Raw genomic sequence first — 24,156 nt, forward strand, 5'->3', positions numbered from 1 at the left:
CTGCATCCGCCTTCGCCACTCAACAAACCGGCAACCGAATAATAGAGCGCTGATGTTTTCCTATCCGGGCGGGTAAGGGTGCGCCTATAATAGTTGCACAGACAAACGTCCAAAAGGAGGCCGTTATGGGCAACAAATTCGGAGTTTTTCTCGCTGGCGGACTCGCTGGCGCTGTGATCGCGCTGCTGTACGCTCCCCGTTCGGGCCAGGAGACGCGTGCTCTTGTGACTGATAAGGTGAACGCCGCATGGGGCGAGGCTCAGGAGTTCGGCACCCAGGCTGCCGGCAACGTTCAGCATGTGTACCAGGATGTTGCCAGCAAGGGCCAGCAGTTCGCTCAGGACGCGCAGGCGAAAAGCCAGGAGCTGTACGGCCAGGCCAGCGCTCGCGTGCAGGAGGCTGCCGACAACATCAAGCCCGCGTTCTCTCAGAAAAACGACGAGCTTCGCGACAAGATCGAAGCTGCTCGTCAGCGCATTGCATCCCAGGTAGCAAAGAACGCGGAAGAGGCTCAGGCAACTGCCGCCGAGACTATTCCGGTTGCAGCGGATACCGCCCATGACGTGGTCGACGCTGCACAGGACGCCGCAGAAGAGGCCGTTGATGCCGCTGCTGACAAGGCGCAGGATGCTGCCGACAAGGTCGCCGGCGAATAAAGCGACGCGAGATATAGGCGAGGTGAAGCGGTTGCGCGGATCAAGCGGTCGGAAACGGTCGCGCCGCGCACCGCTTTTTACATATAGATGGTAGCGAAGGCGCCGGGACTGCGGAGGAGAAGCCGCGCCGTGCGCCCGATCGTTGCGGAGAAGAAGGTTATGGCAAGCAAACTTATCACGACCGACGAACTCACGGGGGTTCGCGTCATTGGCGGGAAGAACGGCACGAAGCGCATTGGCAAAGTGCGTCGTTTCGTGTTTCACCCGAAGGAAAAGCGCTGCGTCGGCTTCATCGTGAAGCGCCCCGACCTTCTATGGATGTTCCGACGGAAGGACAAGTTCGTGTCCATAGAGGGATACGACCTGGTGGATGGGCGTATTTCCATTCGCAACGTCCCTGAGGCGACGGATCGCGCTGCTTGCAAGGCGCTTGGCGTCGACTGGGACGAATGCGTGCTCTGGATCGGCCTGCCCGTGATGACTGAAAGCGGCGACGCGTTCGGAACGGTGGGCAACGTCACGTTCAACCGCATTACGGGAGAGGTTGTTTCGTTCGATACCGATTCCGGCGCTACTGCAAACGCCCTCTTGGGCAAGCGCACTGTTTCGGCGGACCTTATCAAAGGCTTTCGCCGCGGCATGGGAGCGGCCCTTGCGCAGGTTGGGCAGGAAGGCGTGGCTTCCGACGACGTCGTGCTGGGGGCCATCATGGTTTCCGACGAGGTGAAAGATCTTGCAGCTGAGGGCGGAGTTGCCGAAAAGGCAGGTCAGGCTACGGCTGTTGCGATGGACAAGGTTCATACGACCGTCGACAAGGTGAAGCCGGTTGCTTCCGAGGCGGCTAAGAAAACGGGCGAAGCCGTGAACAAGGGCGCCTACGCCACCGGGAAGCAGATTGCGAAATCCAAGACGATGTTCTCCGATTTCAAGGATGAGTACGACAAGGCGCGCGGCCCGAAGCCGAGCAAGCAAGAGAACGCCATCGAAAAGACGGCAAGCCCCTCCCCGTCAGTTGCCGAAAAGCAGCCGGCCAAGCAGCCTACGAAGAAGCCCGCGCCCAAGAAGAACATGTTCGCGGCGTTCAAGGATGAATTCGACAAAGCACGTCACGAGGATTAAATGGGCAATCATACAGAAGATCACGACTCTCGGTTTGATACGGGAAAGCTGAAGCAGAAAGCGGCTGAGCGCAAGCAGGAGCTGCATGAGAAGGCCGAGCAGGAAGTTACTGTGCGCGGCCATAAAATGGAGAAGGGCGACATCTTCAAGTTCGTCGGCCTGATCGGGTTCTTCGCGATCATGGTTTTGATCTGCGTGCTTCTGTGGCCGTACGTTCACGACGTGTTCGAACCCGGCGGCATCGATCGCATCATAAACGACGTGCGCGGCGCGGGTCCGGTTGGATTCCTTATTCTGCTAGGGCTTCAGTTTCTTCAAATCGTGGTAGCGTTCATCCCTGGCGAGGTTGTTCAGATTGCGGCTGGCATGCTGTACGGCCCTTGGATTGGCGGGCTGATCATCCTGACGGGTTGCGTCATATCGAGCGCTTTCATTTTCTCGCTCGTACACAAGCTGGGCGCGCCGTTCGTGCAAAGCATGGTGCCCACGCAGTATTTGGATAAGTTCCGCAGGTTCGAGTTGACCGGCAAATTGAACATCGTCGTGTTCATCTTGTTCCTGATTCCCGGCCTGCCCAAAGACGTGTTCACGTACTTGGTGCCGCTGACGGATATGCGCATGCGCACGTTTCTCATTCTTTCGAATATAGGGCGCATTCCCGGAATCATCGTGTCTACGTATGCGGCTGACGGCCTGGTGGACGGGCGCTTCATGGAGAGCGCCATCATATTCGTGGTGGCCGGTGCCATCGCCGTGCTGGGAATTGTTTTGCGCGACCCCATCATGCGCTTTCTGGAGAAGCGCTCGAAGGGCAATCGCTAGCGGTTCTCTTGCGCTACGCGGCGGGCGTTTTCGAGTCTGCGGGCACGGGCTGCTTCGCATACCTTAAGAAACTATGAGGACGTTAACGATATTATGACGGAACCCTCTGCGACGTTACGTCGCGCTCTACTATGACGTTGAAGAACAACGATGTTGAAACGCAGGACGAAAGAGGTCGCTATGACCAAGAAAAAACCTTTGAACAGCGCCGAGGACGCGGTTGCTGCTGCGGAAGCCGAGTTGAAGGCGGCCCAGGAAAAACTCGAGGCGGCAAAAGCGCGGCTGGCTGCCGAAGCGAACGACGAGAAGAAGGCGGATGGGCTCGATGCTGCCGAGGCGTCTGTTGAAGAGCCTGTTGAGCAGGAAGCCGAAGTCGACAAGGTCGTGGACGTGGTTGCAGTGGAGGCTTCGGCCTGCATTCTAGATGATGCCTCGACCGCTTCGGCCGACGACGAATCCACGGTCTTAGTTGAGGAAGTCGAGACAATCCAGGAAGCCGAGCCGGTCGAGCCGCTGGGGACGGCTGAGCAGGAGAGCGCCCCGTCCGCTCCGGAGCCTCCTGCGTCCCCGGCATCCGAGAATCCCCAGTGGGTTCCGTATTCGAGTGCGCAGGTCCCCCCGTACGGGGTCCCCGCACAGCAGCCTTCTTACGGCGCGCCGCAAACCGCACCGCAGGTGCCTGCGAGCGGTTCTTATGGCGGGTCCTCATCTCAGCAGCCTGGTTACGCTGCGCCCCAGACGCCGCATGCCGGTCCTGGCGCCGTGCCGCCGCAGCAGCCCTATTACGGGTATCAGCAGCCGTACTACCAGCAGCCGTACGCGCAGCCTGTTGTGGCTACGAAGGATCATGTGGCTGCCGGTTTGCTGGCCATCTTCTTGGGATGGCTGGGCATTCACAAGTTCTACTTGGGGTACAACACTTCCGGTTTCGTCATGCTGGGAGTTTCTATCTTGGGCGGAATCCTTACGCTGTCGCTTGCGTGCTGGGTGATCTGGGTCATCGCTATCATCGAGGGCATCATTTACTTGACGAAGTCGCAATCTCAGTTCGAGCAGATCTACGTCCTCAATAAGAAGGAATGGTTTTAGCGCATCGGCGGTCCGCTGTTTGCCCGCAGTTGCATTGCTTCGCCGCTCGTCCAAATGTTCAGGGGTTTTTCCATGAATAGGGGCGGGCGGCTTTTCTTTTTCGCTAGAATGGCGGTATCGATAAGGCCTAAGCGCAGGAATTCGCGCACCGCCTTCCCGAATAAGGATCCTATAAGGAGGAAATCATGCCCAAAATCACTCGTGACCAGGTGAGAGTTCCGGCTGACGTCATGCCGGAATCCCGTGACGAGTACATTGAGAACTACATGAAGGCTACCCGTGGCACGGGTCGTCTCATGCTGTTCGCGTGCGATCAGAAGGTCGAGCATCTGAATGCCGACTTCTACGGCGAGGGCATCGACATCGCCGACGCTCAGCCGGAGCACCTCTTCGAGATCGGTCGTCAGGGCGTGTGCGGCGTGCTGGCTGGCCAGCGCGGCCTGATCGCGCAGTATGCTGCCGATTATCCGGAGATCAACTACCTGGTGAAGATGAACTCCAAGACCAACCTCGTTGGCGTGAAGCAGGACGATCCCTATTCGCCGCAGCTGCATGATCTGGATGCTGTGCTGGCTATGCGCGAAGCTGGCGTGAACATCGTGGGTCTGGGTTACACGCTGTACCTGGGCAGCGAGTACGAGTCCACCATGATGGCCGAGGCTGGCGAGCTGATCGCCCAGGCTCACGCAAACGGCATGTTGGTAGTGCTGTGGATCTATCCGCGCGGCAAGGCCGTCGCGGCAGAGAAGGACCCGGATCTGATCGCCGGCGCTGCTGGCGTGGCGCTGTGCCTGGGTGCCGATTTCGTCAAGGTGAACCCGCCGAAGCCCGAAGACGGCCGCACTCCGGCCGAGGCTCTGAAGGTTGCCGCCATGGCTGCCGGCCGCACGGGCCTTGTGTGCGCGGGCGGTTCGACGGTTGACGCCGAGACGTTCCTGACCCAGCTGCACGACCAGATTCACATCGGCGGTGCCTGCGGCAACGCGACCGGCCGCAATATCCACCAGCGCTCGCTGGCGGAGGCCGTGCGTTTGACGAAGGCCATCAGCGCCATTACGCTGGCCGACTACTCCGTGGAGGACGCGCTCGACGTCTTCAACGGCGACGAAGATTTCTCGCTGTAAGTTTCGCCGCATAGAACATGCCGACGGGCCCCTTTCGAGGGGCCCGTTTTGCGTGCGCCGGGCATAGCGCTCTTGGCGTGCGGGGCGCGCAGGTTGCGGGGTGCGTGGGGGGGGGTGTTTCTATGGTTTTGTCAATTGCTTTTTCGGGATCGGGCCGTTTGATTCGGGCATGCTCGCGCAAACCCCGGCGGCAGGGCTCTTCTTCGGCGATTCGGCCGAGGACTAGGCTCGGACGTACGGGCGGGCGTCCCGCATGACGGCGAAGATGACCTTCAGCCTCTTTCGCGCCACGGCTTTGAGGGCCTTGTTGTGCCGCATTCCCCGCGCGCGGCACGCATCGTAGTAGCGGCCGAACTCGTTGTCAGTGCCGACGAGGGAGTTGCAGGAGAAGACGAGCAGGTTCTTGAGCTCCTTGTTGCCGGTCTTCGACGACGACGCCGAGTCCAGAGAGGTGCCCGACTGCCTGTTGCTCGGGGCGAGCCCGGTAAAAGACGCCAGCTTGTCGTGGCTCGAAAACAGGCCGATGTCGACTCCGGCGACGAGCGCCGAGGCGGTCGTCGGGCAGATGCCCGGAACGGTGAGCAGCGCCCGGTACACGGCGTCGCCGGCGAGCAGCGCGTCCATGGACTCCCTGACGGATGGCGCCCTGGGGAGGTCTTCCTCTATCCGCTCGGCGAGCATCCTCACCGCCGCGTCCTCCGCGGCCGTGTGCGGCCTGCCCGACTTCGCCGAAGCCAGGGCCGCGTCCCAAAGCCCGTCGGCCGCCGCCTCGGGCGCCCCCGACTTCTTCACGGCGAAGGTGCGGTAGCCCTTCCTGCCCGCCGCGGCTATGCCGGGGGCGCCCCCGAACCTGGACAGGACGCCCACCTGCCACGCCGCCCCCAGGTCGACGGCCGCCTCGAAGGCGGGGTCGACCTCGAGCAGCGCCGAGCGCAGGCGGTTCTTCGACTGCGTGGAGCATTTCGTCAGGAAGCGCCGCTGCGATGCGAGCAGCCTTATCTCGGCGCCGCTGCCGGCGTCCTCGGCCACGGGCCGCAGGCACCACGGCATCCCGATGGCGGTGCGCGCGATGACCTCGGCGTCTATCTCGTCGGTCTTGGCGGCACCGGGGAACATGTCCCGGGCGCGCTTCATCGCCAGGCCCGGCAGGTAGGCGACCTCCATGCCCGCGGCCCTCGCGCGCTCGAGCACGAGGGCCCCGATGTTGCGCTTCTGGTCGACGACGACGAGCGCCCCTTCGCCCGCGAGCGCGAGCGTCTCGTCTATGGGGCCCTCCCTGTTCTCAAGCGCCTTGTTGAAGAGTATCTCCCCGGACGCCCGGGAGACGGCGCACGCCCGATGCGCCGCCTTGCCCACGTCGAATCCGATGCAGATTGTCCTTGCGGCCTCCATGATGCTATCCTTTCGGCATGTTGGCTGACCGCGCGGGCCGCAGCTTCGGCACCCACATTACAGAGCCGCGCCCTTTCGGGCCGGCAGGTTTCTATCAGCCTTCGCCGCGGCGCCCGTCCCCGGTGGCAACACCCCCCGGGCCTTCGCGAGAGGCAGGGACGAAGGGCCATCCGGGGCGGGTCGGCCAGCAACCCCGCAGGGTCTGCTTCATCGTAATCCGCTTGCGGATCGAGCTGGAAAAGAAAAGACCCGGCAGAGCCAGGTCTAACTGTAATGGGTGCGAGTTGCGTGCAGGTCGCGGGATGCGCGGTGCGCGCGCGGTTCGCGCAGGTTGCGGATCGTGCGTGGGGTTCGCGGCGGCGTCGCCCTCCCGCGTGGATCGCGCAGGTTGCGGATCGCGCGGAGCGCGGGTCACGGGGTGCGTGGGGCGTGTGGCGCGTGCGGCGGCGTCGCCCTCCCGCGTGGATCGCGCACCTCGTGGTGAGCCCCCCAAAAAAATCTGGGCGCGAATCGGGACCTGTGACAATTTTAGACGTGGAAAAGCCGCGTTTTAACAGCGGACATACGCTTTTTGGCAGAGATTGGGGGGTTTGCGGCTCCTGAACGCGAGAAATTCCATCTATAGCGAACAAGTAATCGCATAATGCCTGGTCGCAGATTTTATCTTCCCTTTTTGTGCGCGCCGTCGCGCACGAAAAGCCACAAACCTCGGAATCTCTGCCATTTTCGAGCCTTCCGCGGGCAGGTTGCGGCAGCGCCTTGTCGGCAAAAAGCATGGCCGCGTTTTGGGATGCAGCCGATTGGCGGCTTCTTGCGCTCGTGAAATTGTCACAGGGGGTCCCGATTCGCGCTTCCGCAGCGCGGCCGCTGCGAGGCGGCCCGCAACTACCACCCCGCTCTATATCCGCCGTCCCGCCCGCGTCCGCGCGGGGATGGACTCACTCCGCTTGATCGGTGAACAGGTCGATGATCTCCTGCTTCGAGTGCACTTCCAGTTTTGCATAGATGTTCTTGATATGTCCGCGAACGGTGTTGGGGGACAAGTACAGAGCCTCGCCGATGTACGTGCTGCTTCTTCCGCGAGCAAGTAGCAGCAGTATTTCCGACTCTCTATCCGTTAGCTTGCATCGAACGGAAATCTCTTGTCCCGTCGCGCAAAACGAGCCGTTCTCGGTAGAAGAAGGTGCGCTTCCTTCCGCATCGTTGCTGCTGGTCGTTGTGGCGGAGCGTTTTCTGATGCGCAGCATGAACAACAGCGCAAGGGAAAGGAGGTATACGGCGATGCAGAACACGAGCATGGTCTTGAACGGCGGGTTTATGTCCAGTCCCGCTATGGCCGAGCCACCCACGATCCCCAGCATCGATGCCAGTCGAATAAGCACGACCGACGTTCCCATAAACACGTACGGGTTCAACCGGCTTTCGTGAGACTCGCGGACGATCAGGAACATGACGCTCGTCGATATCAGGCTATGGCCGGCTACGAACGCGGCGCTTACGAAGTAGCCGTATTGGAAGTTCGCGAACGGCCACACAATCAGCACTCCGGTCAGAAGAGGGAAGAGCGCGCGGTACGCGCGCGACGCGCTGAACGTCTTGGGGAATCCGTACGCCATGACAAAGAAAGCGACCGATGCGGCGATGACTCCCAAGGAGGAGGCAAGGGACGATCCTTCGAAGTTGTAATGCTGCACAACCATGAACCCGTTGATGATTCCGACGGTGCATCCCAGCACCAAAAGCGAGAGCAATCCCTCTCCGATCGAGAGGAACCCCTTCAGGTACGAGCGCGTCGCGTTGGTTCCAAGCTGCGACGCCGATCCGCGGGAAGGCTCGTTTTGCGGCGCCGCGTTCGCTTCGCATTTCGCCTTTCGGCAAAGGGCCACGTTTGCTAGTAGCAAAACCAGAACGGCGATCAGGATGACAGGGGAGGGGGCGTGCCGGAGAGCGTAGGAAACCAAAGATGCAAGCAGCATGGCGAAAGCAAGCGCCTTCATGCTGTCGGCGGGTTTCATGGTGGTGAACAGTTCTACCCAGGCCAGGGTCAGCATGGCGGTGGAGATCCCTTGGGCCAGCGCAAGAACCAGAAGAGAGACCGCTGGATCCATCGTGGAAAAACCACCGGCAAACGAAAAGCAAGCTGCGGCTGCGAGAATCGCCGAGGGAACAACGATCGGCACGGACATTGCGGGCAGCCGCCCGCGCAGCGCAGCTATGACGATGAGGGTATCGGCCAGCAGCACGAACAGGGCCGACGCAACGCTGAAATCAAAGCCGGCAATAAGCACAGTGGTTGTGTCGGACGTTAGCACGGCCGTTGAATACAGGACCGATTGGGCCGCTTTGAATGCCGAGAATCCAAGGGCGCACCACATGACAAGAAGGTGGCGCTGTTTAGAACGCACGTCGTCCATCAACCGCTCCCCTCCCTGGTCGTGTTGTTGGATCGCGATTCATTGTGCGACAGGATCGAGCTCGTGCCAACCCTGTTTTGGCCGAAAAGGTTGGGCGAGGGCGTATTCAACCCAAAATGAGGGAGGGGCTGAGCGGCGGATTCGACCCAGAATGGGAGATGTGCGGGCTTCGAGGGCACTTTAACCTGAGTTTGTCGAAGGGCTGTGCGAGCTTGTTTTCGACAGACGAATTGGTGTGGTCAGGACGGCGGTTTGCAGACGAAGTGCTTCTCGCTCGGTCTTGATCGGAATGGAGGGCATCATGCAGCAGGGGATTTCACGACGCAGTTTCATTGGAAGCGCCGCCGTTGGAAGCGCGGTTTTGGCTTTGGGGGCATTGGCCGGCTGCGCTCCGCAGGCGGATCAAGGAGGCTCCAGCACGTCGGCTGCCTGGGATCAGGAGGTTGATCTTTTGGTGTGCGGTGCCGGCGGGTGTGGGTTGGCGTGTGCGGTAGAGGCGAAGGACAACGGAGCAGAAAACGTTCTTGTTATTGAAAAGGGCGATATGATCGGCGGCACTACGGCCATGTCTCAAGGCATGATCGCTGGCTACGATACCAAGTTTCAGAAAGAACAAGGCATCGAGTTGACGTTTGACCAGATGTACGCGAACCTGATGAACAATGCGTCGTATCGCCTGGATCCCGCGTTGACCAAAATCACCGTCGAGAATTGCGGTAAGACTATCGACTGGTTGGCAGATCGTGTGGGCGTCTCTTTCCTTGACAGGATAGACATTTACTACGGGCCGTTGCAGATGATGCATAACGTGGACGGCGCGGGCGGCGGTTTCGCGATTGCCTTCTCGGCTTGTCTTGACGATTTGGGCGTGCAGGTTGAGAAGGGCACGAAGCTGGTGGAAGTGCTTCTGGATGCCGAAGGGCGCGTTGAAGGCGCGGTTGTGGAGTCCAAGGGCAAGCAGCGGCGCATCAAGGCAAAGGCGGTTATGCTGGCAACGGGCGGGTTTGCCCACAATGCCGAGCTGGCTGCTCGGTTCGATCCCGAAAAAGCCGGTACTTTCGGCATAGGGCATCCTAACTGCGAAGGCGATGGCTTGGTGGCGGCATCAAATTCCGGGGCGCTTCTGTCGCACATAAACCACATGATGTGCATCCTCAAGGATTACACCATCATGAGCGAACACGAGGGAACCTCGGCCAGTGCGAACTTGAATGGGTTCACGAATCTCCCGAACATGATTTTAGTTGGCTCCGACGGCAATCGATTTGTTGACGAGACCAGCAAGGGGTACATGAGCCAAGATCTCAACAGCCCTATTTTCGACAAGATGCATCGTGACGGTGCGGGGTATGTGTGGGAGATATCCGACGAGGCCACGGTTGCAGCTGCTGGTGGCAAGGTGGTTCGCGGCGAAGGTCTTGAGTACGTGAAGGGCTCCGATGCCGCAGAGCTTGCGAAGAGCATGGGCGTCGATCCGATCGCCCTTGCCGCTACGATCGATGCATACAATGCCGCGGTTGACGCTGGCGTAGACAAGGAGTTTGGCGGCTTCCCCACGACTAAGCTGGTTGCGCCGTATGTGGCTGTTCCCGTGGTTCCGTGCGAAATCATTACGTATGGCGGCGTTGCTCGAAGCGAAAAAGCCGAGGTCCTGCGTGCTGACGGACAGATTATTCCCGGATTGTTCGTAGGTGGCGAGGCAAGCTGCAATTCCGCCTACATGGGATTCACGCTTTCCAATTGCTTTACCTGGGGGCGCATCGGCGGGCAGAGTGCCGCTTCGTATATTCAGAGCTAATTACCCTCCTCCCTCCCTTCAGCGAAAAGGTCTGCTTTTCCAGATCTTCTTCGCTGGGCAGCCGCGCACGCAGGTCGTGCGCGGCTGCTTTTTTGCGAACAGGTGCGCGTCCGCTGCCCGCCCTCGTCCCCGTCCCCGCCCGCTTGCGTCCATCGTGGCGGTCGAAACCCCAGATGCATTTCTTTGGCCGAACGCCGACATAGTTCGATGCACGATCGTGTTATGGTTCAAGGCGACGATACGCCGCCCCCTCAAGGGCGCACGGTGCAGGGTGGAATCCATGCGCCCAGGTCATCGACATGTCGCGCGTGAAATTCGCATACGAGGAGGTTGCATGATGGATGACAGGCTGTTTCGCAAGGGCGCATGCGCGCTTGCGTTGGTTTTGACAACAGGCGCGGTCTTGGCGGCATGCTCGAACTCGAACGGCGGCGTTGTGTCTTCGTACGACGGCGTGGCAACGGTGCTGCAAGCCGCTCTTCCGCAAAAACCCGCTGCCGACGACTATGAAGCTCAGAGTAAAGTTCTCGAAGACAACAAACTTGACCAGGCGTTCCTCGATAACTTGAGCACGTTCTCCTACCGGAGCGCACCTGCCGTGTTTGCGGAGGCGTCCGAAGCAAACGAGAACTACTCGCCCGCAAGCCTTTACTACGCTCTGGCGATGACGCAAATGGGAGCCGCAGGCAGCACGCAGGACGAGATCGCGGCCTTGCTCGGTGCGGACAACGTCGACGTTACCGCGCAGCAGTGCGGTAATTTGCTGCGTCTGCTTGCCGCCGATCAATACTCGAACGTCAAGCTGGCCAACTCCGTATGGATGAGCCCCGACGCCGAATTCAACCAAGGGTTCGTCGACGTCATGCGCGATCAATTCTACGCATCGTTGTTCCAGACGGATTTCGGCACCCCCGAAGCGGACAAGGCGATGGGGCAATGGGTTGCCGATAACACCGAGGGAACGCTGGCTCCGCAGTTCAAAAGCGAGAGTCAGCAGCTGATTTCCCTGATCAACACTGTGTATTTCAAAAGCGAGTGGTCAAGGGCATTCGATGCCGAATCCGTTTCCCCCGAAACGTTCAACGCCGAAACCGGAAAAGTGACGGCGGATTTCATGGTTCAACGGCTTGACGGACCTCAGGAGATTCGCGCGACCGATACGTACACGCGCGCAAGCTTGGGCTTTGCGGACGGAAGCCAGATGACGTTCGTGCTCCCGGCGCAGGGCGTGCATGCTCGGGATTTGCTGGCCGATGCCGCCGCGCTCGAAGAGGCGTTCACGGCTGATTCGACTGGAGAAGCGTTCGTAACGTACCATGTTCCGAAGTTTAGTTTCGACAGCTCGTACGACTTGGTTTCATCGCTGAAAAAGCTTGGCGTGAACAGGGCTTTCAGCGATCAGGCGGATTTCTCGAACCTTACCGACATCCCGGCGTACGTATCAAGCGTGGCGCAGGAGGGCCACATCGGGCTTGACGAAAACGGCGTCGAAGCCAGCGCGTACACCAAGGTCGACATCATGGCCATGTCAGCCCTTCCGGATCCTGCGGTTGTGGGCGAACTGGATTTCAACCTGGATCGCCCGTTTTTGTACGAGATCAAATCCAAGCAAGGGGCGGTGCTGTTTCTGGGCATGTGCGGGGACCCTTCTGCAGGGAAGTAGCTCGCCAGTACGCAGGTGTACATAATTCGATACTGTGTTGTAAATAAGAATTTGTCTCATTAAGGGGCAACAATCCTTCCTACCCTGGTAAGATCGTCGCAACAAGACAGGCGATTCTCAACCAGAAAAGAAGGAGCCCTCCCATGACCGACCAGTTCGATACCACCAGGCTTACCAACGAAGTCGGAAACCCCGTCGCCGACAACAACCACACGCTGACCGCAGGAGAGCGCGGCCCCATGATGCTCCAGGACAACTGGATGATCGAGAAGTTGGCGCACTTCGATCGCGAGGTTATCCCCGAGAGGCGCATGCACGCGAAGGGGTCGGGCGCGTACGGCACGTTCAAGGTGACCGGCGACATCACGCGCTACACGAAGGCGAAGGTGTTCCAGCCCGGAGCCGAAACCGAGGTGTTCGTGCGCTTCTCGACAGTGGCGGGCGAGCGCGGCGCGGCCGATGCCGAACGCGATATTCGCGGCTTCGCCATGAAGTTCTACACGCCCGACGGCAACTGGGATCTCGTAGGCAACAACACCCCGGTGTTCTTCCTGCGCGATCCTAAGAAGTTCATCGACCTCAACCACGTGGTGAAGCGCGACCCGCACACCAACATGCACTCCGCCCAAAGCAACTGGGATTTCTGGTCCAGCTTGCCCGAAGCGCTGCACCAGGTGACCATCGTCATGTCGGATCGCGGCATCCCGGCCAGCTACCGCCACATGCACGGTTTCGGCAGTCATACGTTCAGCCTGATCAATGAGGAAAATCAGCGTGTGTGGGTGAAGTTCCACCTCAAGACCAACCAAGGCATCAAGAACCTCACCAACGAAGAAGCCGGCCAAATTATCGCAGGCGACCGCGAAAGCCACCAGCGCGACCTGTTCGGCGCTATCGAGCGCGGCGAGTTCCCCAGCTGGCGCTTCTGCGTTCAGATCATGGACGAAGCTACGGCGAAGAACTACAAGGAGAACCCGTTCGACATCACGAAGACGTGGAGCCAGAAGGAATTCCCGCTTATCGAAGTGGGCACGCTCGAGCTGAATCGCAACCCGCAGAACTACTTCGCCGAGGTGGAGCAAGCCGCGTTCGCGCCGACGCACTTGGTGCCGGGCATTGGACTGTCGCCCGACAAGCTGCTGCAGGGCCGCCTGTTCGCATACGGCGACGCGCAGCGCTACCGCCTGGGCGTCAACCACAACCACATTCCGGTGAACAAGCCGCGCTGCCCCTATGCCGAGTTCCACCGCGATGGAGCCATGCGCACGGACGGCAACTTCGGCAGCACGATTGGCTACGAGCCTAACAGTTACGGCCAATGGCAGCAGCAGGCGGACGCGGCCGAGCCGCCGATGGACCTGTTCGGGCCGATGGATGCATGGGATCCGGCGGACGACCCGACCGACGACACCTTCTATCAGCCGGGAGACTTGTATCGCCTGATGGAAGAGCCGCAGCGCGCCGTGCTGATCGCGAACACGGCGGCCGACATGAACGGCGTGACCGAGAACATTCGCTTGCGCCATGCGGCCCACTGCTACAAGGCCGATCCCGAGTACGGCGACCGTCTGGCCGACGCGCTGGGCGTGGACGTAGCTCGCGTGCACGAGTTGGCTGCGATGACGCACGAGGAACGCATGGCCGCTACCGGCCAGCAGGTTCCGGCTCGCAAGAAGGGCGGGGAAGCGCGCGCCTAGCTCCCAGTTCCTTCACCTTGCGCGCCCGAATGTTTCACGTGAAACATTCGTTCGCTATCAAGAGGGTTGATTCATACATTGCTTTCCCATATACGGCCGCTTCTGCTTGCTCCTTTGCAGAAGCGGCTCGTTTCGCGTGGCGTCGATAGGCAAGCCCGCAGGATCCCGATGCCGCTGCCGAGCTGCTTAGGCGATGACGCGCCTGCTTCGTCTGCTTCAAATATGCGCCGATCGGGGTATATTCGCACATTGCCTGCGCGCTTGCCTTACGCGTGCGGGGTCTTCTTGCTACTATGGCACCATCCGACTTCGCCTTTCACAGAGGGATGGACCACATGAGACGACTTTTTTCGCTCGTTTTGGCCGCAGTGCTTGCATGTTCGGCGGTCCCCGCGTTTGCCGATCCCCCTTCAGCGCCGAGCGATAACCCGATGGTCGGCATCGGCAGCGAAGCGCGTTCGATCGACGACCTGCTGCAGGCGGGCGATTATGCGCCTGGGCGCGTGCTCGCTCGTGTAACAAGCGAGTTCGCTCCCGTTGCTCCGCGCTCGAACTACTCGAACGATGCTGCTTCTTGGTCGGCGGAGTCGCTGTTCACGTACGAATCAGGCGCCTCCGAGCCCGCAGCGCGCATGCTGTCGGAAAGCGAAACGCCTGCCGATCAGGTGATTCTTATCCAGTCCGATACCATGACGACCGAGGATCTCCTGCGTCAGCTGGCGGGGACTCCGGGAGTGGTGGCCGCCGAGCCCGATTACGTGCGCACGATCAGCGACCCCGAAAGCGCGCCTTCCGTTCGACCGGAGCCTTCCGCCGGCGCAGCGCGCGCCGCCGACTCTGCCGAGGCCGCGACCAACGATCCGCTGCTTGACCAGCAGTGGCAGCTGTCTTCCACCTCCGAGGCGCCGGGCGGTTCGAATGCGCGGGCGCTGTGGCAGAAACTGGGCATTCCTGAAGATTCATCCAAGCTGAAGAGCGTTGTGGTCGCCGTGGTCGATACGGGCGTGGACTACACGAACCCCGATCTTCGGGACGTCATGTGGAGCAACCCCGGAGACATCGGCTTGCCCGGCGAGAAGGGAAGCGCCGGCTACAACTTCGGTGACAACGTCGACGATCCCATGGATGTCGACGGGCATGGCACGCATGTGGCGGGCATCGTTGCGGCTGCGAACAATAACGCCGAAGGGGGCTCCGGAGTGGCGCCCAATGTCCGAATCATGGCGCTTCGCATCGCTAATGCAGCGGGGCAACTTCCCACTTCGGCCCAGATAGGCGCGTATGATTATCTGAAGCGGGCAGCGCGCGTTGGCGTGCCGGTCGTGGCTGCGAACGATTCCTGGGGAGGGATGGGCACCAGCGGCATTCTTGACAGCGTGATGGATGATGCGTACCGCAGCGCCAATATCTTGTCGGTGTGCGCATCGGGGAACGAATCTCTTGATAACGACCGGTCGCCCGGCAATCCTTCCGGTGGTTCTTCGGAGGGCGTCATTGCCGTGAACGCCGTTGACCGCCAGGGTGCGCTCGCAGCCTTTTCGTCGTACGGTGCGGCGACGACCGATCTTGCAGCACCTGGCGACGCTATCTTGTCAACCGTGCCGGTAGGCCAAGGAATGGCCGATCTCGAGGATAAAGACCTCATTGTCTTGCAAGACGATTTCGAGAAGCCTGACGGCCTCTTCACGTTCGACGTGGCCGGAAACGCGCCGGCATCGGTCGTGCGTACCGGCGAGGCATGGGCCGGGTCCGCCGCATCGGGGCACAGCCTGCAATGGAGCCTGCCTGCTGCGAAGGCAGGCCAAGAGGCGCATGTCGTGCTGACTCCCGCCGATGGGGCATGGGCGGATCAAACGGCGGGCGCGTCGTTCGAGGACGCGCACTATCTGGCGTTTGACGCGAAGGTGACTGATTCGACCGCGTCCGGCTCCGCGCGCATTCTGCACGTGTACCTGTCGTCGACTGATCCGGACGATCCTTGGATCGAGCTGTCTCCGGGTAAAAATCTGGCCGTTTCCTACGACTCATGGTCGACTGTCGCAGCGCACATTCCCGACGAGGCGCGCGAATCGATCGATTGGAAGAATCTGTCCGTCAAGATCACGCGCAACCTGGTGCCGTTCGACGAGGGGTCCGACCTCCTGTTCAACATCGATAACGTCTCGCTGATAACTTCGATCATTCCGTACGACAATTTGAGCGGAACCTCGATGGCCGCTCCGGTGGTGAGCGGCGCCATCGCTTTGCTGGCAGGGAAGTTTCCCGATGAGGATGCATCGACGCTGCGTGCTCGCGTGCTGGGCGGCGTCGAGCGCACCACGAAGCTTGCCGGTACTTGCACCTCGGACGGCAAGCTTGACCTTGTGCGCGCGGCAACCGATCCGTATCCCGTTGTGGATGCGCTCGAGCCCGCCGCGCGTGAAGCCGCAGCTGCTCACGCTACGGCGACCATCCGAGGGAGCTGGTTCGGCGATGCTGAAGGGCGCGTTCTCCTTGATGGCGAAGAGCTTGCCGTGACGGCGTGGGGCGATCAGGGCATTGCCGTCGCGCTGCCCGAACAGCTTGAGGCGAAGATGCGCTACGTGCAGGTGGTGCGTGCCGACGGCGCATCGGGAAGGCACCTTCTTCTTGTGGGGCAAGAGGAGCCTCCGGTCTACTATGAAGATTTGCCTGCTCCTAACTTTCAAGATTTGGGGATAGTGGATACTGGGCAATCGACTTCGTGGCAGGTGGCGTCTGCGAACGCGACCGTATATGCAGCAAGCGAGAAAGCGGTCACGATGCAGGGGGACCAGTCGGTTTTCGTTTTGCTGGCGTACGACCCGCTTGCCAAGACGTGGTCGGTCGAGCGTGCGCTCGACGGCGTGTTCGATCATCCGTTTCTCATGGCGGCGCATGGCGACGTGCTTTACCTGTTCGATCCGGCCAAGTACCTGCTGTACCAATACGATACGGTTGCCCGTACGCTGAGCGATCCGCTTGACTGCTCGTCGCTGAAAGCCTGCGTGGATCAGGGAACTGAGCTTGTGTTCGGCGGTGTGGCATGCGACGGGGCATCGCTGTGGTTGAGCGGCGGGTGCTTGCCTGATGGCACCGCCGTGACGCTTGCCGCGCGCATCGACGTGCGAACGGGCCAGGCAACGGCTCTGCCTCCCCTGGGCAGCGGGCGCGTCACGCCCGTCGTGCACGTGCTCGATGGAACGTTGACGGTGGCGGCAGGCAATGCATCGGTCCAGCCTAGCAGCCTGGTTGGCTCGGTCGAGCAGCTTCGCGAAGGCGCTTGGAAGGCGACGGACGTTCCGGATGCCGTCGAGAGCCTTCAGAGCGGGGCCGTTGCCTCGGCGGTGCTTCCGAGCGGCGTGGGCATCGATGGCGTCGCGACCAAGGGCGAGCGACTTGTTTTCACGGGGCTCGTCAGCGCAGATGACGCAGGTGCCGACACGTACGTGTTCGATCCGGCAACGGGCGCATGGCAGGCGGTGCGCGAGCGCTTTTCGGCAGGGAAGATGGTCTACGGCGGCGCCACGGTGCTGAATGACGCGCTTTACGTGCTGGGCGAAGACGTGCTTTCCGGCTCAACCGTGTTTAAGCGCCTGGCGCTCGAGGCGGCTCCCGAGCCCACGCCGCCCACGCCTCCGGTGTCTCCGACGACGCCCGTGTCGCCTGAGAATGGGGCCGGGGCGGATCCGAAGGCGCTCGTGCGCACCGGCGACGTTGTGCCGCTTGCGTCGACCGCGATCTTGGGCGTGATTGCGATCGCCTGCGGCACGCTTGCGTTCGCGCATCGCAGGCGCCGGTAGTCTCGTTCGCGGATCCGTGCGATCGCGCAAAGCCGTGAAAAGCGAGTACCCCGCAAAGCCGAAGGGCCTTGCGGGGTACTTGATGAGCGAGATGGTGCCCGAGGCGAGAGTCGAACTCGCACGTCGTTAGACAACGGTTTTTGAGACCGCCGCGTCTGCCATTCCGCCACTCGGGCGCAGCATGAAAGTATACCCGAAGCTTGGCGACCCGTCGAGAAAAAACTCGGCATGTTCGCACCGCTATTCGCTCCGCACACCGTCGCACCTCTGTCGCGCTCCCGTTCGCTCCCTTTTCGCCGCGCGCGGGCAGAGCGCCCGCTGCCCGAACGACAATCGGTTAACAGGTGCACGTCTATCTGGCGCAGGATCTTGCCAAGGCTCATAATGAGGACACGTACCGTTGGCGGCACCATGCAAGCGAGCCTTGCCGCCAAGCTCGGCGCACTCGACAGAGAGGCGGAATCTTTATGGATCAAACGGAACTCGCTCAAAAAATCGACGCGTACCTCGAGGACAATTGGGAGGCGATGGTCGGCGACATCGAAACGCTCGTTCGCATTCCCAGCTTCGAGGAACTAGACAAGAAAGCCGAAGGCGCTCCCTTCGGCCCTGGCCCGAAGCAGGCGCTCACCGCAGCGCTCGAACTTGCTTCCGACATGGGTTTTGAGACCCATGATGCAGAAGGCTACATCGGGTTCGCGGACTTTCCCGGCGCAAGCGAAACGCAGATCGGCATCATCGGCCACATGGACGTCGTGCCCGCGGGCCCGGGGTGGACGTTCGAGCCGTATGCCGTCACGCGCAAAGAGGGCTACCTGGTAGGGCGCGGCACGTTGGATGACAAGGGTCCCAGCGTGGTGGCGCTGCATGCCGTGAAGTTCTGGAAAGATCAGGGTGTGGAATTCCCCTACACCGTCCGTTTTCTTTTCGGCGCGAACGAGGAATCGGGCATGGCGGATGTGGCGTACTACCACAAGCATTACGATGATCCGGCGTTTTTGTTCACTCCCGACGCCGAGTTCCCTGTGTGCTACGGCGAAAAGGGCGGTTTCGACGGCGTGATATCCAGCAAGCCCCTTCAGGAATGCGCGCGCGTGATCGTTTCGTTCGAGGGCGGCGCAGCCACCAACGCCGTGCCGGGCATAGCCCATGCCGTGGTGAAGGCGAGCGCAAGCGAGCTGCCGAGCACCGACCGTATTGCCATAAGCGAAGCCGGCGAAGGCCTGGCCCGCTTGGAGGCGTCCGGCAAAGGCGCCCATGCGTCGATGCCTGACGAAGGGGTCAATGCTATCGGCCTTATTGTGGACTACTTGCTGGATCAGGGCTTGTGCAGCGCCGACGAGCGCGCCTTCCTCGAGCTTGACCAGAAGCTTCTGAACCATACTGACGGCAGCGGTGTGGGCATTGCCACGTCGGACGAGTACTTCGGTCCGCTGACCGTTGTGGGGGGCACCATCAAGCTGGAAGACGATCGGTTCGTGCAGACGCTCGACAGCCGTTTCCCCACGTCGATTACGGCTGATGAGATAACCGACCGGCTGCGCAAGCTGACCGACGAAATTGGCGGCACGTTCGAAAGGACGCTGCTTATGGAGCCGTTCCTGGTGGAGCCGGATTCTCCGGTCATCCAGGCGCTGCTCAATGCGTACAACGAGGCAACCGGCGAGGATGCCAAGCCGTTCACCATGGGCGGCGGGACGTACGCCCGCGAGTTCAAGAGCGGCGCTAGCTTCGGGCCCGAGAAGCCTTGGGTCGAAAATCCCGAATGGGTGGGCATGATGCACGGCCCCGACGAGGCCGTCAGCGAGGAACTGCTCAAGCAGTCTTTCAAGATCTACGTGCTTACGCTTGATAAGCTGATGAAGCTCGACCTGCAATAACGGTAATGGATGCGACGCCCCGGCGGCTTTCGGCAATCGCCGGGGCGTCGTGCGCAAAAAGGAGAGGAAGCAGATGGTCGATTCCGTTCCGGACGATTTTTATCCCGCCCTTGGCATAGCGGACGCCGAGGGCTTCGAGCGGGCAGATGACGGGCGCATCGAGTTCGAGGGTCTTCCGAACACGCGTGACTTGGGAGGCCTCCCTTCGGTTGACGGGAGGTTCGTCAAGCGTGCGCGCCTGCTGCGCTCGGGCGCTCTTGCGCGCGCCACCGAGCGCGATTTGAAGGTTCTTGCGGATGAGTTCGATCTTCGTACGGTGGTGGACCTGCGAACCGAGGAGGAGCGCCGCGAGCATCCCGATCCCGAAGACGCCCTGCTGGACGTGCGGTTTCGCGATGCTCCGGTGCTGTCTGCATCCACGTTCGGGGTAACGCACGAAGGCGGGATCCTTTCGGCCCTCAAGGCGCTGCGGGCGGTTCAGAAGAACCCGGCCGGCATGATGATGGACGTGTATGCTCGCATGGTGCTCGACGAGCAAAGCCAACGCGGGTTCTCCCAGTTCTTCCAAGACGTTTTAGCTGCTGAACAGGGGGCGGTGCTGTGGCACTGCACTATCGGCAAGGATCGCGCCGGTTTGGCCACCATGCTGATGCTCCATGTTCTAGGCGTGCCGCGCAACGTTATCGTGAAGGACTACGAAGCCACGAACCGTTACGTGGAGGCGCGCTCGCAAGACATTATGGACGCGCTGGCCGCGTACGGTTTGGCGGACAAGCTGGATGCAAGCCTTAAAGTGCTCAACTCGGCCGACCCTCGGTTCTTGCAAGCGGCGTTCGATGCGGTGGACCGGGAGTACGGAAGCTTGGATGAGTACGTGCGCGTTGCGCTTGGCGTGGCGGACGACCAGCGCGATGCCTTGCGGCACCGGTATTTGGCGGACGGCCCGCAGGGCTAAGGCGTTCTCGCGAATCCGCAAGCGACCGCGCTTGTTGCGCGGTGCGTGCGCTCGCCTCAAGGCCTTTCGCCGCCGATTGCGGCCCTTGTTGAATTGGTCTAGCCCTATATTTCTGCTTTTGCGCGGTTTGGGCTTGCCATGACTTATAATGAAAGAATCTTTAAGCGTTTGTTCGGAATCTAGGAGGTATTAGTGTTGAAAGCCATGATTGCCGACGACGAGGCCCCCGCACGTTCTGAACTCAAGTTCCTGTTGGACGAGCTTGGGCAGACCGAGGTCGTGGCCGAAGCTGCTAGCGTGCGCGAGGCTATCGAAAAGCTCAAGGAGTATCCCGTTGACGTGATGTTCCTTGATGTCAACATGCCCGAGGCTACGGGATTGCAGCTGGCGGAGGCCTTGCAGCATCTCAAGTTCCCCCCTGCTGTTGTGTTCGTGACCGCGTACAGCGAATACGCCCTGGACGCGTTTAAGGTCAGCGCGATCGACTACCTGGTGAAGCCGGTTGAGACCGAGCGCTTGTCGCAGGCTATCTCGCGTGTTCGCGAGCATGTGTCCCTGCATTTGCAGGCCCAGAAATCGGAGCGTATTCCGGTGGAGAAGGGCGGCAAGAAGATCCTTATCGGCATCGACAAGATCCGCTTCGTTATGGCTCGCGACGACTATGCGTATCTGCAAACCGACACGGATCGCTATTTCTCGACCGTCAGCTTGGCTCAACTGGAGAAGCGCCTGGACGGGCACGGGTTCTTCCGCGTGCATCGCGGCTATCTGGTGAACCTGTCCATGGTCGAGGAAATCGAGTCCGTGTCTGGTGGAACGCTGCTGCTTACGCTGAACGCCGTGGAGGAGAAGATCCCCGTATCCCGTCGCCGCGTTTCGGCGCTCAAGAAGGCGCTCGGCCTGTAACGCCGCCCTCGCGCCCGTCTTGGCGCAGGACTTTTATCTGCATTTAGCAAGCGGGACCCGACACTATCGGGTCCGCTTTTTCGGTAGCGCGTCCGGCGGGGGCGCGTTTTCATTTGGTAGCGGGCAAGCGTTTCGGGCATGCCCGACGGCGGCTTAGTACGCCGTGAACGAGCTCTTCGGCGCCAAGCAGATGGGGCAGGCGGTGAAGTTCTCGCCCTTGTGGATGTAGCCGCAGATGGGACACAGGTAATAGCTTCCATCGAACGGCGTGTCGATGGTGGTGTAGGCGTCCATGTACAGCTTCGCGTGGTAGGCTTCCGCCAGCTTGGCGCGCGTGAACACCTGCACGGCCTTGTTGTTGCCCTCTTCCTGGGCTTTCTTGATGAACGAGGGGTACATGTCCGAAGTCTCGTAGATTTCGCCGTTCGCTCCGGAGATCAGGTTGACGTCGCTCTTGTGGCCCTCGACGGTGGGCGGCTGGGGCTTTTCCGTACTGGGATCCAGTTCCTTTGCCAGGTTGTATTCCAGCTCGATATGGATTTTCTCGGCATCGGCCGTGCACTGGAACAGGCGCGCGAGCGTATCGAACCCTTCATCTTTGGCAACCTTGGCGTACGCCTCGTACTTCGTGGTGGCACCCGTTTCGCCCTCGATGGCGGAGAGCAGGTTCTCATAGGTGGTCCCCACCGTGGTCTTGCTGTCGGGCACGATGTTGAAGTTGCTGGCAGTGCTCGCCTCGGGGATCGAGGTGGGGTCCAGCACCTCGGCCGTGTACTGCGCGGCTGCGGGATCGGTCGAGGCGGCGGGCTGATCCGTGCTGGCGGGCTGGCTTTCGTTGGCGCATGCCGCAAGCAGCCCCAACGTCGAAACCGATGCTGCTCCCACAGCGGCGCCCTTCAAAAGATCTCGTCTGGTGATCTCGGACATGGTGCTTCCTCCCTCTTGTTTTGAACGGGCGCAACGCCCGTTTCTTAAACGATACTTTATATTAATTAAAAATAAAAATCAATAAAATTGATACAAAAGAACTAGACGATCGTTCACAAGTCCACCACAAGAAATCTCCTCTTATACGCGCTGACCTCCTGCGTTTGCTAGAATGAAAAGACTTACGTGAAAGAAGGTATCATGCTGTCCGGTGACATGGAAAAACTGTATCCTTCCGCAAAGATACTCGTGAAAGAGTGCGTAGCCAGCAGGCTGCACGCGAAGGATGCTACTCTGTACGGCTTTTCCGAAGAAGCGCGCGCATGCGCCGAGAACTATATGGGATGGACGGATCTTGCAAGCAATCCGCCTTGTCCTCTGTCCGAGATCCAGTCGTTCGCCGACTCGATCATCGCGCAGGGCCTCGAAACGGTCGTGCTCATTGGGCAAGGCGGCTCCACGCAGGCTCCCATGACCATTACCAAGTACAACAAGCCGGACTCGTCTGCGGTCACGTTCCGCACGCTCGACTCCGATTCCCCGGTGCGCGTGCGGGCGATGCTCGCCGAAGCCGACCCGCACACCACGCTGTTCATCATCTCGTCGAAAAGCGGCGGCACCATCGAGCCGCGTCTGGCTCTGCGCGCCGTGCGCGATGCGGTAGCCGACCGCATCGGCGAGGAAGAGCTGGTGCAGCATTTGGTTGCCATCACCGATCCCGGCTCCCAGCTTGAGCGCCAGGCGCGCGAAGAGGGCTGGGCTGCGGTGTTCTCCGGCGAACCTACGGTGGGCGGGCGCTTCTCGGCGCTGTCGGTGTTCGGCCTGCTTCCCGCAGCGCTTGTGGGCATCGATCTTCAGGAGTTTATGCGGCACGCGGTCGAAGCCGAGCATCAGTGCAGCGAAGACGCCATCGACAACCCGGCCATCGTGCTTGCGGCGTTCCTGTACGACAACTACCTGCAGGGTCGCAACAAGTTCTCGTTCTTGACGCAGAAGCGCGGCCGCGTGCTGGGCTTGTGGATCGAGCAGCTGGTGGCCGAGAGCCTGGGCAAGGAAGGCCAGGGCATCCTGCCGAACATCGAGGTTGACACGCTGCTGCTCAAGAAGGATCCGGGCGATCGCAGCGTCATCACGTACCTGACGAAGACGGACTTGTGGGACGAGCGCCGCAACTTCGAGATGAGCCTGTCCTACATCGACCCCGCTATCCCTCGCCAGAACTATCGGATCGACTCCGTCGAGGAGCTGGCCGAGCATTTCGTGATGTGGGAATGCGCTATCGCCATGTGCGGCTACCTGATGCGCGTGTGCCCCTTCGATCAGCCCGACGTTGCGTCGGCTAAGGCGGTCGTGCTCGACATTCTGCGGGACGGCCAGCCTGAGCCCGATTTCGTTCAGGACTTCATCGGGGACGTGCTCATGGGCGAAGCCGAGGTGCGCTTGGCGCCCTGCTTCAAAGACTGCACCGACATTCGCGGTGCCTTGCGCGCGCTGCTGAGCAGCATCCAGCCGGGCGATTTCTTCGCGCTCAACGCGTTCTTGCCGTTTACCGGCGAAGGTCGGCGCGAAGCGCTCGAGACCATTCGTCATGGCGTAGCCGACAAGCGCGGCGTGGTATCGTGCTTGGAAGTGGGACCTCGTTACTTGCATTCCACGGGTCAGCTTCACAAGGGCGGTCCGAACTGCGGCGTGTTCTTGATCCTGTCGGCAGACGAGCTGAAGGACATCCCGCTCAAGCAGGAGGCCGAAAGCCTGGGATCGCTGGCGAAAGCGCAGGCTTCGGGCGACCTGCTCACGCTGGCCGAGCGCGGTCGGCGCGTAGTGCACCTGCACTTGCCCGACAACTCGGGCGTGACCCTGCGAGCGCTGGCCGAGGTGGTCACGAGCATTCTGGAGGAACTTGACGCGCGATAA

At 60.9% G+C, this 24,156-nt stretch carries 16 protein-coding genes and 1 tRNA gene; 13 read left to right on the forward strand and 4 right to left on the reverse strand.

What is annotated here, in order from left to right:
* The first annotated feature begins 125 nt into the window (after positions 1-125).
* The 5 genes from LG373_RS10025 to LG373_RS10045 all read left to right on the forward strand — a co-directional run bounded on the left by LG373_RS10025 (position 126) and on the right by LG373_RS10045 (position 4,810).
* Positions 126-656 (forward strand): YtxH domain-containing protein, encoded by a 531-nt coding sequence (locus tag LG373_RS10025; protein WP_181792532.1) that lies wholly within the window; start codon positions 126-128, stop codon positions 654-656.
* 159 nt (positions 657-815) lie between these two features.
* On the forward strand, positions 816-1,775 hold the full coding sequence (locus tag LG373_RS10030) for a PRC-barrel domain protein (protein ID WP_225749712.1): 960 nt from the start codon (positions 816-818) through the stop codon (positions 1,773-1,775).
* Positions 1,776-2,597 carry a TVP38/TMEM64 family protein gene (locus tag LG373_RS10035; RefSeq protein ID WP_114566429.1) on the forward strand — a complete coding sequence of 274 codons (822 nt, stop codon included), beginning with the start codon at positions 1,776-1,778 and terminating at the stop codon, positions 2,595-2,597. It begins immediately after the preceding gene.
* 180 nt (positions 2,598-2,777) lie between these two features.
* Positions 2,778-3,686 carry a TM2 domain-containing protein gene (locus LG373_RS10040; protein ID WP_225749713.1) on the forward strand — a complete coding sequence of 303 codons (909 nt, stop codon included), beginning with the start codon at positions 2,778-2,780 and terminating at the stop codon, positions 3,684-3,686.
* A 185-nt stretch (positions 3,687-3,871) separates the two neighbouring features.
* Positions 3,872-4,810 carry an aldolase gene (locus LG373_RS10045; protein WP_114566431.1) on the forward strand — a complete coding sequence of 313 codons (939 nt, stop codon included), beginning with the start codon at positions 3,872-3,874 and terminating at the stop codon, positions 4,808-4,810.
* Positions 4,811-5,032: 222 nt separating this feature from the next.
* Here the strand turns inward: LG373_RS10045 and LG373_RS10050 are convergent, their stop codons facing one another.
* Positions 5,033-6,202: an IS110 family transposase gene (locus LG373_RS10050; RefSeq protein WP_225749714.1), complete on the reverse strand. Its 1,170-nt coding sequence runs from the start codon at positions 6,200-6,202 to the stop codon at positions 5,033-5,035.
* Between the two features lie 938 nt (positions 6,203-7,140).
* Complete coding sequence (locus tag LG373_RS10055; protein WP_225749715.1) at positions 7,141-8,616, reverse strand: response regulator transcription factor; 1,476 nt, start codon at positions 8,614-8,616, stop codon at positions 7,141-7,143.
* Positions 8,617-8,917: 301 nt separating this feature from the next.
* On the opposite strand from LG373_RS10055, the gene LG373_RS10060 reads away from it, so the two are divergent.
* The 4 genes from LG373_RS10060 (at position 8,918) to LG373_RS10075 (ending at position 17,574) form a co-directional block, all read left to right on the forward strand.
* A complete protein-coding gene (locus LG373_RS10060) occupies positions 8,918-10,414 on the forward strand; it encodes an FAD-dependent oxidoreductase (RefSeq protein WP_216529826.1) in 1,497 nt (498 codons plus the stop codon).
* 334 nt (positions 10,415-10,748) lie between these two features.
* Positions 10,749-12,077 carry a serpin family protein gene (locus LG373_RS10065; RefSeq protein WP_216529825.1) on the forward strand — a complete coding sequence of 443 codons (1,329 nt, stop codon included), beginning with the start codon at positions 10,749-10,751 and terminating at the stop codon, positions 12,075-12,077.
* Between the two features lie 143 nt (positions 12,078-12,220).
* Positions 12,221-13,774, forward strand: coding sequence for a catalase (locus LG373_RS10070; protein WP_216529824.1), 1,554 nt, complete (start codon positions 12,221-12,223; stop codon positions 13,772-13,774).
* Between the two features lie 335 nt (positions 13,775-14,109).
* Positions 14,110-17,574, forward strand: coding sequence for a S8 family serine peptidase (locus LG373_RS10075; protein WP_225749716.1), 3,465 nt, complete (start codon positions 14,110-14,112; stop codon positions 17,572-17,574).
* Positions 17,575-17,666: 92 nt separating this feature from the next.
* Here the strand turns inward: LG373_RS10075 and LG373_RS10080 are convergent.
* A tRNA-Leu gene (locus LG373_RS10080) sits at positions 17,667-17,750 on the reverse strand.
* Between the two features lie 291 nt (positions 17,751-18,041).
* Here LG373_RS10080 and LG373_RS10085 point away from each other — a divergent pair.
* The 3 genes from LG373_RS10085 (at position 18,042) to LG373_RS10095 (ending at position 21,315) form a co-directional block, all read left to right on the forward strand.
* Positions 18,042-19,454, forward strand: a complete 1,413-nt coding sequence (locus LG373_RS10085; RefSeq protein WP_216529822.1) for a Sapep family Mn(2+)-dependent dipeptidase — start codon at positions 18,042-18,044, stop codon at positions 19,452-19,454.
* A 73-nt stretch (positions 19,455-19,527) separates the two neighbouring features.
* Entirely contained in the window at positions 19,528-20,409 is an 882-nt protein-coding gene (locus tag LG373_RS10090; protein ID WP_114566436.1) for a tyrosine-protein phosphatase, read from the forward strand.
* Positions 20,410-20,601: 192 nt separating this feature from the next.
* Entirely contained in the window at positions 20,602-21,315 is a 714-nt protein-coding gene (locus tag LG373_RS10095; protein ID WP_225749717.1) for a LytTR family DNA-binding domain-containing protein, read from the forward strand.
* A gap of 153 nt (positions 21,316-21,468) precedes the next feature.
* On the opposite strand, the gene ngr is transcribed toward LG373_RS10095, so the two are convergent.
* A complete protein-coding gene (gene ngr, locus LG373_RS10100) occupies positions 21,469-22,242 on the reverse strand; it encodes a nigerythrin (protein WP_225749718.1) in 774 nt (257 codons plus the stop codon).
* 201 nt (positions 22,243-22,443) lie between these two features.
* On the opposite strand from ngr, the gene LG373_RS10105 reads away from it, so the two are divergent.
* Positions 22,444-24,156, forward strand: coding sequence for a glucose-6-phosphate isomerase (locus LG373_RS10105; RefSeq protein WP_114566439.1), 1,713 nt, complete (start codon positions 22,444-22,446; stop codon positions 24,154-24,156).

Origin of the sequence: Paraeggerthella sp. Marseille-Q4926 (assembly GCF_916618935.1) — a bacterium.
GTDB lineage: Bacteria > Actinomycetota > Coriobacteriia > Coriobacteriales > Eggerthellaceae > Paraeggerthella > Paraeggerthella hominis.

Bases quoted from the DNA above. Each gene is read 5' to 3' on its own strand.
- LG373_RS10070 (WP_216529824.1), top strand. From the start codon at position 12,221: ATGACCGACCAGTTCGATACCACCAGGCTTACCAACGAAGTCGGAAAC.
- LG373_RS10025 (WP_181792532.1), top strand. From the start codon at position 126: ATGGGCAACAAATTCGGAGTTTTTCTCGCTGGCGGACTCGCTGGCGCT.
- LG373_RS10040 (WP_225749713.1), top strand. From the start codon at position 2,778: ATGACCAAGAAAAAACCTTTGAACAGCGCCGAGGACGCGGTTGCTGCT.
- LG373_RS10105 (WP_114566439.1), top strand. From the start codon at position 22,444: ATGCTGTCCGGTGACATGGAAAAACTGTATCCTTCCGCAAAGATACTC.
- LG373_RS10075 (WP_225749716.1), top strand. From the start codon at position 14,110: ATGAGACGACTTTTTTCGCTCGTTTTGGCCGCAGTGCTTGCATGTTCG.
- LG373_RS10055 (WP_225749715.1), bottom strand. From the start codon at position 8,616: ATGGACGACGTGCGTTCTAAACAGCGCCACCTTCTTGTCATGTGGTGC.
- LG373_RS10050 (WP_225749714.1), bottom strand. From the start codon at position 6,202: ATGGAGGCCGCAAGGACAATCTGCATCGGATTCGACGTGGGCAAGGCG.
- LG373_RS10035 (WP_114566429.1), top strand. From the start codon at position 1,776: ATGGGCAATCATACAGAAGATCACGACTCTCGGTTTGATACGGGAAAG.
- LG373_RS10030 (WP_225749712.1), top strand. From the start codon at position 816: ATGGCAAGCAAACTTATCACGACCGACGAACTCACGGGGGTTCGCGTC.
- LG373_RS10065 (WP_216529825.1), top strand. From the start codon at position 10,749: ATGATGGATGACAGGCTGTTTCGCAAGGGCGCATGCGCGCTTGCGTTG.
- LG373_RS10085 (WP_216529822.1), top strand. From the start codon at position 18,042: ATGGATCAAACGGAACTCGCTCAAAAAATCGACGCGTACCTCGAGGAC.
- LG373_RS10060 (WP_216529826.1), top strand. From the start codon at position 8,918: ATGCAGCAGGGGATTTCACGACGCAGTTTCATTGGAAGCGCCGCCGTT.
- LG373_RS10045 (WP_114566431.1), top strand. From the start codon at position 3,872: ATGCCCAAAATCACTCGTGACCAGGTGAGAGTTCCGGCTGACGTCATG.
- ngr (WP_225749718.1), bottom strand. From the start codon at position 22,242: ATGTCCGAGATCACCAGACGAGATCTTTTGAAGGGCGCCGCTGTGGGA.
- LG373_RS10090 (WP_114566436.1), top strand. From the start codon at position 19,528: ATGGTCGATTCCGTTCCGGACGATTTTTATCCCGCCCTTGGCATAGCG.